The organism is Zavarzinia marina, from assembly GCF_021568905.1.
Classification (GTDB): domain Bacteria; phylum Pseudomonadota; class Alphaproteobacteria; order Zavarziniales; family Zavarziniaceae; genus Zavarzinia; species Zavarzinia marina.
Genome location: NZ_JAKGSB010000010.1, coordinates 28,232 through 43,405 on the forward strand (window position 1 = coordinate 28,232; position 15,174 = coordinate 43,405).

Annotated in this window: 13 protein-coding genes and 1 tRNA gene; 2 read left to right on the top strand and 12 right to left on the bottom strand. The window is 70.8% G+C overall.

Annotated elements, in window-relative coordinates; genetic code table 11:
• Positions 1-4: 4 nt before the first annotated feature.
• Positions 5-1,480: a cobyric acid synthase gene (locus L2U69_RS18490; protein ID WP_236108609.1), complete on the bottom strand. Its 1,476-nt coding sequence runs from the start codon at positions 1,478-1,480 to the stop codon at positions 5-7.
• A gap of 128 nt (positions 1,481-1,608) precedes the next feature.
• Here L2U69_RS18490 and L2U69_RS18495 point away from each other — a divergent pair, with 128 nt between their 5' ends.
• Positions 1,609-2,055: a hypothetical protein gene (locus L2U69_RS18495; protein WP_236108610.1), complete on the top strand. Its 447-nt coding sequence runs from the start codon at positions 1,609-1,611 to the stop codon at positions 2,053-2,055.
• Between the two features lie 4 nt (positions 2,056-2,059).
• Here L2U69_RS18495 and L2U69_RS18500 read toward each other — a convergent pair whose 3' ends face one another.
• From L2U69_RS18500 to tsaE, 10 genes are all read right to left on the bottom strand, one after another.
• Positions 2,060-2,656, bottom strand: coding sequence for a hypothetical protein (locus tag L2U69_RS18500; RefSeq protein WP_236108611.1), 597 nt, complete (start codon positions 2,654-2,656; stop codon positions 2,060-2,062).
• A gap of 153 nt (positions 2,657-2,809) precedes the next feature.
• Positions 2,810-3,616 (bottom strand): C13 family peptidase, encoded by an 807-nt coding sequence (locus L2U69_RS18505; RefSeq protein WP_236108612.1) that lies wholly within the window; start codon positions 3,614-3,616, stop codon positions 2,810-2,812.
• A 102-nt stretch (positions 3,617-3,718) separates the two neighbouring features.
• Positions 3,719-3,793 (bottom strand) — tRNA-Gly (locus tag L2U69_RS18510).
• Between the two features lie 76 nt (positions 3,794-3,869).
• Positions 3,870-4,355 carry a hypothetical protein gene (locus L2U69_RS18515; RefSeq protein WP_236108613.1) on the bottom strand — a complete coding sequence of 162 codons (486 nt, stop codon included), beginning with the start codon at positions 4,353-4,355 and terminating at the stop codon, positions 3,870-3,872.
• A gap of 214 nt (positions 4,356-4,569) precedes the next feature.
• The gene (gene trxA / locus L2U69_RS18520) at positions 4,570-4,890 is read right to left on the bottom strand and encodes a thioredoxin TrxA (RefSeq protein ID WP_236108614.1); all 321 of its coding nucleotides are present in this window, start codon (positions 4,888-4,890) and stop codon (positions 4,570-4,572) included.
• A gap of 82 nt (positions 4,891-4,972) precedes the next feature.
• Entirely contained in the window at positions 4,973-8,383 is a 3,411-nt protein-coding gene (gene addA / locus L2U69_RS18525; protein ID WP_236108615.1) for a double-strand break repair helicase AddA, read from the bottom strand.
• Positions 8,380-11,361 (bottom strand): double-strand break repair protein AddB, encoded by a 2,982-nt coding sequence (gene addB / locus L2U69_RS18530; protein WP_236108616.1) that lies wholly within the window; start codon positions 11,359-11,361, stop codon positions 8,380-8,382. The genes addA and addB overlap by 4 nt, the downstream gene beginning before the upstream one ends.
• A complete protein-coding gene (locus L2U69_RS18535; RefSeq protein WP_236108617.1) occupies positions 11,345-12,109 on the bottom strand; it encodes a nucleotidyltransferase family protein in 765 nt (254 codons plus the stop codon). Before L2U69_RS18535 ends, addB begins: the two co-directional genes overlap by 17 nt.
• The gene (locus L2U69_RS18540) at positions 12,106-13,152 is read right to left on the bottom strand and encodes an aminoglycoside phosphotransferase family protein (RefSeq protein WP_236108618.1); all 1,047 of its coding nucleotides are present in this window, start codon (positions 13,150-13,152) and stop codon (positions 12,106-12,108) included. The genes L2U69_RS18535 and L2U69_RS18540 overlap by 4 nt, the downstream gene beginning before the upstream one ends.
• A 4-nt stretch (positions 13,153-13,156) precedes the next feature.
• The gene (tsaE, locus tag L2U69_RS18545) at positions 13,157-13,666 is read right to left on the bottom strand and encodes a tRNA (adenosine(37)-N6)-threonylcarbamoyltransferase complex ATPase subunit type 1 TsaE (RefSeq protein ID WP_236108619.1); all 510 of its coding nucleotides are present in this window, start codon (positions 13,664-13,666) and stop codon (positions 13,157-13,159) included.
• Between the two features lie 124 nt (positions 13,667-13,790).
• Here tsaE and L2U69_RS18550 point away from each other — a divergent pair, with 124 nt between their 5' ends.
• The gene (locus L2U69_RS18550; protein WP_236108620.1) at positions 13,791-14,813 is read left to right on the top strand and encodes an NAD(P)/FAD-dependent oxidoreductase; all 1,023 of its coding nucleotides are present in this window, start codon (positions 13,791-13,793) and stop codon (positions 14,811-14,813) included.
• Between the two features lie 10 nt (positions 14,814-14,823).
• Here L2U69_RS18550 and L2U69_RS18555 read toward each other — a convergent pair whose 3' ends face one another.
• Entirely contained in the window at positions 14,824-15,132 is a 309-nt protein-coding gene (locus L2U69_RS18555) for a hypothetical protein (protein ID WP_236108621.1), read from the bottom strand.
• Between the last annotated feature and the right edge of the window lie 42 nt (positions 15,133-15,174).

The following is a 15,174-nucleotide window of genomic DNA, read 5'->3' on the forward strand; positions in this document are numbered from 1 at the left end:
CCCGTCATGCCTGACGTGCCAGCGCGATCAGCCGGTCTATGTCGACATGGGCTTCGAGATGGGCGGCGAAACCGTCCAGGACCGCCTCGATCATCGCATCGTGATCGAGGCCGCTTCCGCCCGCCCCGAGACGCCTGAGCCAGGCGCCGCGCTGGCCGTTGTCGGCGAACAGGCCATGGACATAGGTGCCGAGCACCAGACCATCGGCGCTGACCGCGCCGTCGATACGGCCGTCACCCAGATCGACCAGCGGGCGGGCGCAGTCGGCACCTTCGGTCCGCCCCATGTGCATCTCGTACCCCTGGAACGCCATGCCGTCGGCGACGGTCCGGCCGGCGACGGCCAAAAGCCGCTTGTCCCCGGTCAGCACGGTTGTGACGTCCAAAAGGCCGAGACCGTCCACACCGCCGGCCGGGCCTTCGATGCCCGCCGGATCCTCGATCCGGCGGCCCAGCATCTGATAGCCGCCGCACAGCCCGAGCACGGCACCGCCCCGGCGCCGGTGGGCCTGAATGTCGATGTCCCAGCCCTGGCCGCACAGCGCCGCGAGATCGGCGATCGTCGCCTTGGAGCCAGGTAGGACGATCAGATCCGCCGGCGGCAGGGCCCGGCCCGGCCGGACCATCGCGAGGGACACGCCGGGTTCCGCCGCCAGGGGATCGAGATCGTCGAAATTGGCGATCGCCGGGAGTACCGGCACCACCACCCGAAGCCTGTCGCCCTCCCCTGCCGGCGCGGGGCGCGACAGGCGTTCCGCGAGATCATAGGCGTCTTCCGCCGGCAGCTTGCCCGCCGCCTCGAAATGCGGAACGAGGCCGAGGGCGGGCCAGCCGGTGTGACCGGCGATGATGCGCATGCCCTCGGCGAAGAGGCCGGCATCGCCCCGCATGCGATTGACGATGAAGCCCCGGATCATGGCGGCGTCTTCGGGCGGCAGCACGGTCCTGGTGCCGACCAGGGCGGCGATCACCCCGCCACGCTCGATGTCGCCGATCAGGATCACCGGCACGTCGGCGGCACGGGCGAAGCCCATGTTGGCGATGTCGCGGGCGCGGAGATTGACTTCGGAGGCACTGCCCGCGCCTTCGACCAGGACGAAGTCCGCATCGCGCTTCAAACGCTCGAAACTGTCGAGCACCGCGGGCATCAGGTCGCCCTTCCGGGTCTGATAGTCGCGCGCGCCGGCATGGCCCACGACCCGGCCCTGGACCACGATCTGCGCGCCGTTGCCGCCTTGCGGCTTCAGCAGCACGGGGTTCATGTGGACGCTGGGGGCGACGCCGCAGGCCCGCGCCTGCAGCGCCTGGGCGCGGCCGATCTCGCCGCCGTCGGCGGTGACGGCGGCATTATTCGACATGTTCTGCGGCTTGAACGGCAGCACGCCATGGCCGCGCCGGACCAGGACGCGGCACAGGCCGGCCACCAGCAGCGACTTGCCGACGTTGGAGCCGGTCCCCTGGAACATGAGCGTGCGGGCCATCGGATTCGGTCCTGGACGAAGCGGCGGCCAGCATGGAGAGCCCATGCCGGAACCGCAAGCCGGGGCTCGCGTCCGGCGGGCTTTGCCCTATTCTCGCGTCATAGGAAATGCCGATCGGAGCCCGTCCCATGCCTCGCAAACTCCACCCCGCCGCCGGCGGCACCGCCCTCGGCCTGATCGCCTGCTTCTGGGTGGCGACGGTGATCGCCGAGATCGGGGGCGACGCCCAGGACATCTATCGGGTGAAGACCGGCATTCTCTATGCCCTTGTGCTGCTGATCCCGGCGATCGTCTATGCCGGCCTGAGCGGGCGGCGTCTGGCCGGCCGCTCCCCCGATCCGCGCATCGCGGCCAAGAAGCGGCGCATGCCGGTGATCGCCCTCAACGGCGGGCTGGTGCTGGTGCCCTGCGCGATCTATCTGCAGATGCGGGCGGCGGTGGGCGATTTCACCGGCGCCTTCTGGTGGGTGCAGGGCCTGGAGCTTGCGGCCGGTGCCCTGAACATCACCCTTCTCGGCCTCAGCCTGAAGGACGGCAAGGCCATCGCCCGGCAGCGGCGCCGGGCGATGGCCTGATGCCTCACATGCCGGCGAGTTTCTTCAACTCGTCGATCTTCCAGGCCGAGAACAGCGCCTTCACCTGATCCGCCGGCACGCTGCTGGATTCGGCGTTCAGCAGCATGCGGCCACCGATCGCCATCATGATCTGCACGCTGCCGCCGTCGTCCTTCACCATGGCGTCCATGCCGGAGACGCGCATCCGCTTGTAGCCGGCCTGGGCCGCCATCATGGGATTGCCGAACAGCATGCCCATGGACTGCATCAGCGGGCTGTCGACCGACAGCGTCAGGCGGACGGAATTGCCGTCGGGCGCGGTGTAGTCGCGGGTGACGTTCTGGCCCATGCCCATCATGGACTGGCTTTCCGGCTCGTCGGCGCTCCAGCCCTCGGGTGCGTCGGGCATGGTCTCGCCATAGGCGGCGCTCAGCTTGGCCTGGATCTCGGCGGTGGCGAAGGCGAGTTCCTGCAGCGCCCCGCCCAGGTCGCCCGCGCCATAGAGTTCGCCCGCCTTGGCGATGCCGTCGCCGACGTCGTCGGCGCGCGCGGGGCCGAGGCCCGACAGCATCACCCCCGCCGCCAGCACGGCCGCACCGAGAATCTTTCCGCTCTTGTTCATGATCTTCCTGCCTTGCTTCTTCAGGCGCCGAAGTCCCCCCGGCGCGGACCGGACCTTGCCCCGGATCGCGACCCGGGCAAAGCTCAAAGGGCCGCCGGCGTGACGCCGGTCACGGCAGCCCCCTCAATGCACGGGCCCTCAATGCAGGGACCCTCAGTGCAATGGTCTGGCATGCAGGATCCCGTCGATCTCGGCGCCGACGCTCAGTTGCGGGCCGGAGCTGCGCATGCCCTCGACCTTTTCGCGCCGGTCGACGCAGACCGCCGCCGCCCGCGCCAGGGCGGGAAAATCCCGGGCCCGGTCGAATTCCTGGAGCACGCATTGGTCGAAATAGGGATATTTCGAGTCGACGCCGCAGCCGAAGGAGGGGCGGTCGGGCCGTGCCGCCGTCATCACCATCGTATCCGGCGCCGCCAGCCGCCTGACGAAGATGCCGGAATAGCAGGCCGAGATGACGACGATCTTGGGCCGCCCGGCGCAAGCCACATCGAGGAGGTCGGCGACATGGTCCGGTCTGACGCCATGGCGGCCGACGAGGACGACCTCGTCGTTGCCGTGGGACGTGACGTAGAGCAGACAGCCGGCGCTGCCCCGCGCGACCGTCTTCAGGGCCGCCGCCATGTCGTGGAAATCGGCCCCCGTGGCGTCCGCCGTCGCATCCGCCCGCGGCCGGGACGAGATCTGGCGCATGCGCGCCGCCGGAAAGCCGATGCCCGCCAGCTTTGACGCGATCGCGCGGCGCGCATTGTCGAAGGTCTCCGTCGGCTCCGAAGCCCCGGACCGCCAATCCCCCGCCACGATCACCGACGCCCAGTTCTGATACCCGGTGCCGAGCGGCGCGGGATCCTGCACCGCGACCGCCGGCGCGGACACGGCCGCAGCCTGGCGCTGTCCCGGCGGCGCGCCGGCACAGGCGGCCAACACGAACGCCGCGATCAAGAGCATGATGTGACGGATCATGGTTTTCCCCCGGACCATGGAACCAGGGTCCAGCCTAACGCCATCACGGGAACGATGAAAGCGGAGGGGGGGGAAAGCGGGGATGGCCCCGAGGGCCGAAACTGGAGCGGGCGATGGGAATCGAACCCACGACATTCAGCTTGGGAAGCTGACGTTCTACCTCTGAACTACGCCCGCCCACGGCGGCCGTGCAGGCCGCGCGACATCCCGCCGATCAGCAGGAGGCCGTTCTTAGCAACGAAAACAGGGGCCGTCAACGCGGCCGGAATTCGGAATATGCCCCGCCATCCACGAGGGTGACCCGCCATCCGCCCAGAATTTCCTCGATGCGCGGATCCAGCGCCAATATGGCATCGGCCATCATGAAGGCGTAGCCCGCCACGCTGGTCCCGATGACGTCATCCCGGCTGAAACCGGGTCTGACGTCATCATTCTTCGCAAATGGTCGCGTGTCGGCGTCGATCACGATGAAGCCGGGGCCGGTCTCGAACAAGCGGTAGTCCAGGGCGACCAAGAACTGGTCTTCATTTGTCGCGCCTTCGCCGAATTCGCCGAGAACCAGGTCGAAGTTGGCGCCGTACTCGGCAACATGCCCCACGGTCCAATGGACATTGTACATCGCGTAGGCGTCGCCATCGGCATAAACGAAGCCGGAGACGACGCGCGATGTGTGGCCGCAGCAGGGACAGACACCAGTGTCGCGCGCTTTATCCAGTTCGATCTCGATCTTTTCGGCCATGACCGTCGGATCTCCTTCTCGGCCACCCATTCCCCGAAACGACCTTAGACGACACGATCGCACAACCGAAAGAATTTCCCGCCCCAGGACACGCCACCGTGCCGGGCGAAAGCAGGAAGGGCGGCTTCCCCGTCCGGCCTTGCATGCGCCGAACGGAAGAGCCGCCCTCGTCGCTCCTGCCGCGCCGCCGATGGGACGGCGCGCTGTCAGGTGATCACAGCGAGTTGTTGATCCACTCCACGATCTTGCCCTTGGGCAGGGCACCGACCTTGGTGGCGGCGACCTTGCCGTCGCGGAACAGCATCAGGGTAGGGATGCCGCGCACGCCGTAGCGGGCCGGGGTATTGGGATTCTCGTCGATGTTGATCTTGGTGATCGTGACCTGCTGGCCCAGTTCCTCGGCGATTTCCTCGAGGCTGGGGCCGATCTGCTTGCAGGGGCCGCACCATTCGGCCCAGAAGTCCACGACGACGGGGCCGTTCGCCCCAAGCACGTCCTCGGCGAAGGAAGTATCGGTCACCTTTTTGGTGGGCATGTTCAACGCACCTTTCATGGTCGGGGGCCGGTCCTCATCCAAAGCGGGGCCCGCCGACATCCAATCCGTTCGGCCCACAAATCTAGGAAGAGCCTTCGGCAGCGTCAACCGTGGCCGTCGCGCCGGTCAGACCTGCAAGACTTGCATCCAGCCCCTCCCCCGGTACCGGCATCAGGCGCGGGGTCTCGGTCCAGAGCAGCGCCGCCTCGACCGGCAGACGGGGATAGAGCCGGGCCACCACCGCGCGATAGAGCGCGAGCTGGCGGACATAGCCGGGCGCCACCGCCCGCCAGTCCGCCGGCGAGGGGCGGTCGGTCTTGAAATCGACGATCAGCACGCGGTCGGGCAGCACCACCAGGCGGTCGATCTGGCCGACCACCGTCTCCGCCCCGATCACCGCCGCGACCGGCACTTCCGGCCGGCTGCCCGGCCCGAAGACGGGCGCGAAGCCGGGATGGTCGAGCACCGCCAGAATCTCCCCCCTCAATGCCTCGCGCTGGCCGGCATCGAGATCCGGCGCCCGCGTCTCGAGGAAGCGGGCCGCCGCCGCGCCGCGCCTCGCGGGATCGAGGTCCGGCAGCAGTTCGAGCATCCGGTGGACCAGGCGCCCGCGCAGGAAACGTTCCGCCCCCGCCAGCACCAGGGGGCTGGCGACCCCGAGATCGGCATCGGCCGCGCGCGACGGGCTGAGCGGATCGGAGGGTCGGCGCTCCACCGGGGCCGGTCGCAGCGCCCAGTCCGGCAGGGGTCGGGCCGGGGGGGCCGCCGCCGCCAGATGGCGCCGTTCCGCCGCCGTCTCGCCCGGGGCCCGGACCAGGCGACGCGCGGTGAACCCGGGCAGGATCTCCTCGTCCGCCGCGTCCGCCGGGAAGGCGGCGGCGATCAGGTCGTACCACGAATCCGGGGCATGGCCCCCGTCGCCCCGACCGGCCCAGCCGCAGACCACCAGCCGGTCCTCCGCCCGGGTCAGCGCGACATAGAGCAGGCGGCGGTATTCGCGCAGGTCCGCGTCGCGCATGGCGTCGCGCACGCGGGCCACCTCCGGCACCGCCATGGCGCCCTTCAGGGCCCAGACCGGCAGGCCGCCCTCCGACCACAGCAGGCCGTCCGGCTGTTTCGGCAGGGCCGTCGTGTCCGGCAGAATGACCACCGGCGCCTCCAGCCCCTTGGAGGCGTGGACGGTCAGGATACGCACCTCGTCGCGGCCCCGATCCAGGTCGCGCTTCAATTCCGTCTCGCCGCTTTCGACCGCATGGAGGAAGGCTTCGAGGGACGGCGCCTCGTCCGCCTCGTGGCGAAGGGCATGGGCGAGGAATTCCTCCACCGGTTCCACCGCCTCGCGCCCCAGACGGCCGATCAGGCGCCGGCGACCGCCGTCCTCGTCCAGCAGCCGCGTGAAGAAGGTGAAGGGCGTGACGTAGTCGGCCCGCGCCAGCACGGCCGCCAGCGCCGCATGGGCCGCCGCGAAATCCGGGCGCTCCGCCGCCCGCTCCGACAGGCTGCGCCACAGACGCCCCCCGGGCGGGCGGTGATGGGCGAGATCGAACAACGCCTCCTCGTCCAGGCCGACGAAGGGTCCCTTCAGCACCGTCGCCAGCGTCAGGTCGTCCTCCGGCAGCAGGGCGAAACGGCCCATGGCGATCAGGTCGCGGACGCCCAACTGGCCGGCGAGACGCATGCGGTCGCTGCCCGCGACCGGCACGCCGCGCGCCTTGCAGGCACGGGTCAGGGCGTCGACGAAAGGAGTGCGCCGCCGCACCAGGATCATGATGTCGCCGGGCCGCATGGCCCGGCCGCGCGCCGGCAGCATCTCGCCACCGTGCAGCCAGCCGGCAATGCGCGCCGCGATCCGTTCCGCCAGCGCGATCTGGCCGCTGCGGCCGCGCTTCGCCTCCGCCACCGGGGTCCAGCCGTCCGGCTCATCCACCACCTCGCCCGCCTCGATGGGCCAGAGTTCGATGTCGCCGCCCGCATGTTCGCGATGCGCCTTGTGCTCCAGGACCTCGCCCTCCACCACGCCCGGCTTCGCGGCGTCGCGGGCATAGACGGCGTCGACCAGGGCCAGCACCAGCGGCGCCGAGCGGAACGACCGGTCGAGCGGCACGGAACGAAACGGCTTTTCCGCCGCGCGGGCGGCCGCGTCGACACGGCGCCGTTCCTGGCCGAAGACTTCCGGCGCGGCACCCTGGAACGAATAGATCGACTGTTTCACGTCGCCGACGGCAAAGAGCGTGCGATGGCGCCCGTCGTCGGTGCCGGCGAAGAATTCCCCGGTCAGGGCGCGGATCAACTGCCATTGGGCGGGACTGGTGTCCTGCGCCTCGTCGATCAGCAGATGGTCGATACCGCCATCCAGCTTGTAGAGCACCCATGCGGCGGCGGCGCCCCGGGTCAGCAGGTCGCGCGCCTTGATCACCATGTCGTCGTAGTCGATGGCCCGGCGCAGCGCCTTCGCCCGGTGATAGCGATCGATGATGGCGGTGCCGACGATCATCAGGGCGCTGGAGGCCTGATGGACCTCGGCCCGCATGGCGGCCTCCTCGACCGCCACCAGTTCGACCGCCTCGCCACGCATCCAGTCCTGAATGTCGGGACGGGTCGCCCCCAGCTTTTTCGTGATCGGATCGACGCGGGGCACGCCGTCGCCGGTCAGGAAGACGGAGGCATAGGTATCGTAGTCGAAGGCTCGGCAGCAGGCGGCTAGGCGATCCGCCATCTTCACATCGGTCTTGGTGCCGCCCTGAAGCACGGCCATCGCCGCGCGCACCGGCGCCATGTCCGCCGTCCGCGCGGCGACGAAGGCGGCGACCGCTTCCGGCCGCCCGCCCGCCGCATCCGGCCGGCGACCCAGCAGGCGGGCGAGATCGGCCAGGTAACGCTCCAGGGTCGCCGAAGCCAGATCTTCCGGCAGCCGCATGCGGCCGCCCACGAAGGATTGCACCAGGCCGTCGAAATGAACGTCGGACGCCAGAGCGGAAAGCCGCCCGACGGCGGCCTGCACCGCCGCGTCCGGACTGGCCAGCACCTCCGCCGTCGCCTCCGCCAGAAGGGCGGCGGCGGCTTCGTCGTCCAGGGCCGTGAAACCCGGCGGCAGCCCCACTTCCACCGGAAAGCGGCCGAGCAGGGATTGGCAGAAGGCGTGCAGGGTCTGGATGCGCAGGCCGCCCGGCGCGTCCAGCACCAGGGCGAACAGGCGGCGCGCCCGCGTGATCGTCTCCACTTCCGCCGGCTCGCCGGTCAGCCGCGCCAGGGTCGCCGCGAGACGCGCCGTCGGCTCCACCGCCCAGGCCGCCAGTTCGTTCTGCAGGCGATTGGCCATTTCGGCGGCGGCCGCCTTGGTATAGGTCAGGCACAGGATGCGTTCCGGCGCCGCCCCGTCGAGCAGGAGGCGCAGCACCCGATTGGTCAGCACATGGGTCTTTCCCGTGCCGGCCGAGGCGGAGACCCAGACCGAGGCGGCGGGATCGGCGGCGGCCTCTTGTTGCGCGGTCATTCGCCGCCCTCCCCGCCGTCCCATTCGCCCACCCGGGCGAGGTGGTCGTAGTCGCCATAGCTGCGGCGGTTGGGGTTCGGCGTGGCCAGATAGGGCTGGGCGGCATCGGCATAGCGCCCGAACATCGTCTCCGCCCCCTCGAGGGCGCGGGCGACGAGCTTCGCGGTTTCCGCGCCCGCCGTGATCGTGCTCACCTCGCCCGGCGGGCGCCCGCCCTTCAGTTGCCAGACCTCGATGGTGCCGACCGGAAGGGCCGCCACCCCTTCGAACCCGCCCTTCGAGAGGATCGCCGCCTCCAGCGGCAATTGCGGGCGATAGCCGCTGACCATCTGGGGCTTGGTCGGCTTTTCACCGGTCTTGTAGTCGATCACCGTGGCATTGCCGTCGACGTCGAGATCGATACGGTCGGCGCGGGCGGTCACCAAATGGTCGCGACCGCCGGCCGTCACCACCATGCGCCCGTCCCGCTCGACCGCCAGGGGTTCGGTCCCGGCGGCGCGGCGCTTCGTCTCTTCCTCGACGAACCAGCGCGCGATCGCCTGGAACCGGGGCCACCAGAAGCGGCGCACCGCCGGCCGGTCGTCATAGGGCCGGAACGCCTCTCGTCCCAAGGCTTCCAGGCGCTCGACCGCATCGGCCGGCAGGGGGCCATGCAGATGCTCCGCGACGAAACGGTCCAGCACATGGTGGATGATATTGCCCCGATCGGCGGCGCCGGGGGCGGCGTCGATCGGCTCCAGCGGGCGCAGGCCCAGCACCCGCTTGGCGTAGAGGGCATAGGGATCGCGCGCCAGCAGTTCGACGTCCGAGACCGAGAAGGTGACGGGCCGGGCCGCGACCGGCGGCCGGGGCCGGGGCTCGGCGCAGGGCGTGCCCTCCCCCGGGTCGAGGGACAGCGCCCAGCCCGGCGCCGGCCCCGCCTGCCAGCGCCCGGCCTCCACCAGGGCATCGAGCCGGCGCAGCCAGCGCGAGACCACGGTCGGCGACAGATCGACCTTGGCGGCCCGCGTGAGCACGACGCGCGGCGCGCAGGCGAGGGTCGCGAAATCATGGGCCGCCTGACCGAGGCGCCGTTCCAGGGGCGGCAGGCCGAGATCGTGACGCATCCGGCGCGAGGCCCAGGGATCGGCCGGCGGTTCCGCCGGCCAGCTGCCCTCGTTCAGGCCGCCCAGGATGACCAGATCGGCGCTTTCGAGGCGCGCCTCCTGCGGGCCGAGGATGCGCAGCCGCGGGTGGCTGCCATAGCTGGGCCGGACCGGCACCGCCATCGCCAATGTCTCGAACAGACCCGCGTAATCGCCCGCCCGCAGCGGGCCCAGGGTGGCGGCGGCCGCCATCATATCCTCGATCAGGCCCGCCGCCGCCTCGCCGGCGTCGCCACGCCAGAGGATCTCGGCACCGGGCCCGGCGTCGCTGTCGGCGATCGCCTCCGCCGCCGCGACATGGTCCTGGACCAGGGCGGCGAGATCGCCTTCCCCGTCCGCCAGGCGCGCGGCGAGTGCCGCCGTCGCCCGCGTCAGGCGCGCGATCAGATCCGCGAGATCGCCATCGTCCCCCGCCAGCACCCGCAGGCTGTCCAGCCCCGGCGCCGGGCGCACGCCCCGCAGCACCTTTCGTTCCAGCCGGCGCAGGCGCGCCAGCATGGTGCCGCGCCGCAGGCCCAGCGCGGCGAAGGGATGCTTCAGGCAGGCGAGCAGGTCGAGGGGCGCGAAATCCGCCGCCACCATGGCCAGCACGAGGCGCAGGAAGGCGCCGGGGACCGAGGCGCCCAGGTGGCTGCCGGCGCTGTCGTCGACCTCGACCGACCAGCGCGACAGTTCCGCCGCCACGCGACGCGCCAGGTTGCGGTCGGGCGTGACCAGCATGGCGGTCGCCGCCGGCACCTCCAATTGCTCGCGCATCAGAAGGGCGATGGCGCGGGCTTCGGCCGGGCTGTCCGCCGCGTCGATCCGGGTGACGCCTTCGAGGGCGGTGTCGAGGTCGAGCGTGCGGCGGCTTTCGGACCAGCGTTCCGTGGTTTCGGCCGGCGCCATGGCTTCGGCCAGCAGCGCCGCGCGCGGGGCGGGTGCCGGCACCGGTCCGCCACCGGGCCAGAGGCCGACGTCGTTTCGCGTGCAACGCATCCGTTCCAGCAATTCGTGCAGGGTCCATTGCGGATGGCCGGGATCGAGGCGGGACCAGTCGTCGTCGGCCATGGCGAGATCGATGCCGGGCAGGATCACCGCCCCCCGTGGCAGGCGGGCGACGACGCTCATCAGCCGCGCCGTCGCCGGGATCGAGCCGGTGGAGCCGGCGACGATGACCGGATGGCCGGGCGGGTTCAGGCGCCAGGCCTCGGCCTGCATGAGGAGGAGATGGTTGCGCCGCGCCGCCGGATCGAGGGCACCATGGGCCTCGCGGATCCGGGGCCAATAGTCGCGCGCCGCGATCTTCAGGAAATCCAGGGTCGCCTGCCAGTGCCCGGCGAGCGCATCGGGCACGACGGTATCGAGGGCGTTCCAATCCGCCCCCTCCGTCTCCATCTCGTCGATCAGGCGCGCCAGTTCGCCGGCATGGGCCAGCGCCGCGCCGACGTCGCCGCTCTCGCCGCGCGCCCGCCACCAGCCGAGCACCAGCCGGGCGAGAAGGAATTTCCGCGTCAGGGGTTCGATCGCGGGCGGCAGGTCGAGCAGCGCCTCATTGCCCGAAAGCGCCAGTTCCTCTTCATCCGCATCGCCGAGGGGACGCATCCGGGGCAGCAGCACGGCACGTCCCCCGGCCCGGCGCAGGAAGGCTTCGCGCAGGGAGCGCGCGGCCCGCCGGGTCGGCACCAGGATCAGGGTCGCGGCGAGTTCCAGGGGATCCTCGCCCGCCTTTTCGAGCAGACTGTCCGCCAGGGCATCGACGAAGGAGCGGCCGGGCGGCAGCGTGAAGAGATGCGCCGGCCCCGTTACCGGCGGCAGGCGGTCGATCCTTATGCGGTCATCCGAGGTCGGCAAGGGCCGCCTCCGCCTCGGCGATGGCGGGGACCGTGCCGACATGGAGGAATTGCCCGTCGAGGCGGGCACCGAACAGGCGCTCCTTCTCGATCGCGCGGTCCCACAGCAGGTTCAGGGAAAAGGCGCCGTCCGGCAGGTCGGTGAAGAGATCGGCCTTCATGACGGCGCAGCCGGCATAGACGAAAGGCGCCACGCGGAGTTCCTGGCGGCGCGACAGGCGGCCGTCCGCGTCCATGGTGAAATCGCCGGGACCGTCGTAACCGACGGCGGTCACCGTGGGCGCCACCATCAGCAGGCAATCCATGACCGCGGGATCGAAGGCATCGAGCATGTCGCGCAGCGGGTCGCCCATGCCGCGCCGCCACAGGGTGTCGGCATTGCAGACGAGAAACGCATCGCGTTGCAGCAGGGGTAGTGCCCGTGCCGTGCCGCCGCCGGTTTCGAGCAGGACGTCGCGCTCGTCCGAGACCAGGGTCTCGGGCGCCCGGCCCTCGGCGCGGCGTTCGGCCAGACGATCCTCGATCTGGTCGGCGAGATGGTGGACGTTGACGACGGCGCGCGCGATGCCCGCCGCCGCCAGCCGGTCGAGCAGGCGGTCGAGGAGGCTGCAGCCCGCGACCTCGGCCAGGGGTTTGGGCTTGCGGTCGGTCAGGGGGCGCATGCGCCGGCCTTCGCCGGCCGCCAGCACCATGGCGGTGTCGATCCTCAGGGTCTTACCGATCCGGGAAGCTGTATCGATCATGGTCATGCCGCAAGCCTCCGCACGCCGGCGCGCAGATCCTCGCCCGGCATGTAGTGGTCGTACCAGGCCCGCAGATTGGCCAGCGCCGGATGGCGCAGGTCGCGCTCCAGCAGGCGCCAGACCCGGGGCAGGAAATCGAGATAGCGCGCCTTGCCGTCGCGCTTCCACAGCCGGACGAAGACGCCGGCGATGCGGCTGTTGCGCTGGGCCGCGGTGATGGCGCAGGCCATCTCGAAGCCCGCCCCGTCGAAGGCGGGATCGAGCCGCGCGGCGCCGGCGGCATAGCGCGCCTTCAATTCGTCGGCGAAGGCGGGATCGACGTCGCGCCGCGCATCCTCGACCAGCGCGATCAGGTCATAGGCGGCGGGCCCCAGGGTCGCGTCCTGGAAATCCAGCAGCCCGACCCGCGCCACCCCCTTCCGCCCCGGCAGCCACAGCAGATTGTCGGCGTGATAGTCGCGCAGCATCAGGACCGGCTTCTCGCGCGGCAGGGCGCGCCAGAGATCGGCCCAGATCGAGGCATAGGCGGCGCAGGCGTCCGGCTCCAGATCGAGGCGCAGCACCTTGGCATGCCAATCGAGAAGGACGGCGGGCCCGGCGGCGAAGGCGGCGGCGTCATAGGGCCGGACCCTGTGTTCCGTTCCGTCGGCGAAACGCGTGCGCCCCGGCGCCGGCGCCATGCGCAGCGCCAGCAAGGCATCCACCGCCGCCTCGTAGAGATGGACCGTCATCGAGGGGTCGACCTCGAGCACGCGGTTGAAACTGTCGTCGCCCAGGTCCTCGATCAGCATCAGGCCGTCTTCGACGTCGGGCGCCAGGATCGCCGGCGCCGACAGGCCGATGCGCGTCAGATGCCGGGCGACGCCGATGAAGGGACGGATGTTCTCCTTCGGCGGCGGCGCATCCATCAGCACGGCGGTGCGCCCGTCCGGCTTCTCCACCCGTTCGTAGCGCCGGAAGGAGGCATCGCCCGCCAGATCGCGGCGGGCGGCGTCGCCCCAGCCGGCGCGCGTCAGGAAGTGGTCGATGGCTTGATTGCGCAGGGTCATGGGATCACGCGGGGTCGGGAAACAGTCCGGCAAGTCTGGAAAGCCAATCCCCCAGGGCCTGGAGACGGGCGGTGCGGCGGCCCTCGGGACCGAGGGTCAGGGTGACGTCCAGGCGATCGGCCGGCAGGCGCGGGCCGGCCCGCTCGGGCCATTCGACGAGGACGATCCCGTCGTCGAGCGCGGCCTCGAAGCCGATCTCGTCCAGGTCGCTTGGCGATTCGATCCGGTAGAGGTCGAAATGGGCGACGGGGCCGAGGTCGGTGTCATAGGGTTGCACGATGGCGAAGGTCGGGCTGGGCACGTCTTCCGAAACCCCGGCGGCGCGGAGGAAAGCACGGGCCAGTTCCGTCTTGCCGGCGCCCAGATCGCCATGGAGCGCGATACAGTCGCCAGGCCTCGCGGCCCCTGCCAGCGCACGGCCGAGCGCCGCCGTCCGCGCCAGATCCGGCAGATCGAGGCAGAGGCTCTGGTCGTCCGATTCCGGTCGCGCGCCGGGCATGCTTTGGCTGGGCATGGCGACATTTAGCCCAACCCCGGCCCCGGCCGCAACGCGCACGGGCGACCTCCTGCGCATTGCGCGACTTGAATCGCGCCACGGCGGGCGCCATCTTGGCCGGCGCCAAAGGGAAGGAGCATCCATGTCCGACATTCTGACCACCGACATCGCCGTGATCGGCGCCGGCCCGGTCGGCCTCTTCACCGTCTTCGAGGCGGGCATGCTGGGCATGAAATCCGTGGTGATCGATGCGCTGGACGGGATCGGCGGCCAGTGCAGCGCGCTCTATCCCGAAAAACCGATCTACGACATTCCGGCCCACCCCTCGATCGACGGCCAGACCCTGGTCGAGCAGCTCGAGGCCCAGGCCGCCCCCTTCGCACCCTATTACCTGCTCGAACAGCAGGTCACCCACCTGGAACCCCAGTCGGGCGGGCGTTTCCTGCTCCGCACCTCGACCGGGGCCCGGGTCGATGCCGGGGCCGTGATCATCGCGGCGGGCTGCGGCGCCTTCGGCCCGAACCGCCCGCCGCTGGACGGATTGCCCGCCTATGAGGCCACCAAGGGCGTCCAATACATGGTGCGCCGGCGCGAGGATTTCCGGGGCAAGCGGGTGGTGATCGCCGGCGGCGGCGACAGCGCGGTCGACTGGGCCCTGTCCCTGCCGGAAGTCGCGGCCTCCGTCTCGCTGGTGCATCGCCGGCCGAAGTTCCGCGCCGCGCCCGAATCGCTCCGCCAGCTCGACGAGATGGCGAAGGCGGGCAAGGTCGATCTGGTGGTGCCCTATCAACTCGACGGGCTGGAGGGGGCGGACGGCACCCTGAGCGGCGTCGTGGTCTCCACCCTGGACGGGCAGAAGAAGGTGCTGCCGGCCGATGTGCTGCTGCCGTTCTACGGTCTTGCGATGACGCTCGGCCCGATCGCCGACTGGGGCCTCGGGCTGGAGGACAGCCGGATCGGCATCGACCAGGCGACGGGCGCCACCAATGTCCCCGGCATCTTCGCGGCCGGCGACATCGCGGTCTATCCCCACAAGCTGAAACTGATCCTGTCCGGCTTCGCCGAGGCGGCCAGCGCCTGCCATTCGGCCCATGCCCATATCCACCCGGACAAGGTGGTCCATTTCGAATATTCGACCACCAAGGGCGTGCCCGGCGCCGCCTGAGACGCCGCTTTCAGTTGGCCAGGGACTGAGCCGGCCCGGCGCGGTCGCGGTGAGCGGCGACGACGGTGTCGCCCGGGACCGCCGCGAGGTCGTCGGCATCGGAGGACCAGGGCATCAACCCCAGGAGAACGGCCGCGAGCAGCAGGCCGGCAAGCCCCGTCGGCAGCCCGAAGGCGAGCATGCGGCGCATCAGGCGCAGCCGATGCCGGCGCCGCAGTTCCGCGATCAGCGCGGCGCGGCGGGCTGCCCGTTTCTCGTCCCGGTTCCGCGCCCGATAGGTCTCGAAGGCGGGGGGATCCATGTCCGTCGGCGTTTCCATGACCGAAGCCTGCGCCCGTCGGGTTAACAACGCTTTAGCGCC